We start from the raw sequence: 239 nt of genomic DNA, 5'->3' as shown, positions 1-239 counted from the left end.
CTCGCCGCTGCCCTGGATGGTGTTGCCCTTGAGGTCGCTGCGGCCCTCGCGTGCGCGCAGCGCGGCCAGGGCCTTGTCGTCGCCCTTCATCGCCTCGGCCTTGAGCCAGTCGGCCCACGCGCGGCGCTGCGTGCGCTCCTGGACCGCCTGACGGCCCTGCCGGTACTCGCGGTTGATCTTGTCCAGGTCGGCGCGCAGAGCCTTGTGCGCCTGCGCGTACATCAGTCGCTTTGCAATGC

At 70.7% G+C, this 239-nt stretch carries 1 protein-coding gene; it reads right to left on the bottom strand.

From position 1 onward, the window contains the following. Positions 1 to 222, bottom strand: a 222-nt coding sequence (locus tag AC0L3J_RS38380; RefSeq protein ID WP_473350620.1) for a hypothetical protein, incomplete at its 3' end; no start/stop codon positions are given. Positions 223 to 239: the final 17 nt, after the last annotated feature.

Source organism: Bradyrhizobium sp. Kon37 (genome assembly GCF_055807535.1).
This window is presented reverse-complemented; position numbering and strand designations above follow the sequence as displayed.